Origin of the sequence: Paenibacillus sp. USHLN196 (genome assembly GCF_037144955.1) — a bacterium.
GTDB lineage: Bacteria > Bacillota > Bacilli > Paenibacillales > Paenibacillaceae > Paenibacillus > Paenibacillus xylanexedens_C.
In genome coordinates this window covers 1-238 of record NZ_JBBCYH010000056.1, presented here as the reverse complement: position 1 = coordinate 238, position 238 = coordinate 1, and the positions used below count along the sequence as shown (strand labels likewise).

At 55.0% G+C, this 238-nt stretch carries 1 rRNA gene; it reads left to right on the top strand.

Annotated elements, in window-relative coordinates:
* Nucleotides 1–238, top strand: a 23S ribosomal RNA gene (locus tag WFI24_RS34305); the annotation flags it as partial.

Here is a 238-nt window from a genome sequence, read left to right as displayed (position 1 = left end):
GTGAAGATGCAGGTTACCCGCGACAAGACGGAAAGACCCCATGGAGCTTTACTGCAGCTTGATATTGAATTTGGGTACGATCTGTACAGGATAGGTGGGAGCCTTTGAAGCAGGAGCGCCAGCTTCTGTGGAGGCAACGTTGGGATACCACCCTGATCGTATCTAGGTTCTAACCTGGTACCGTAATCCGGTGCGGGGACAGTGTCAGGTGGGCAGTTTGACTGGGGCGGTCGCCTCC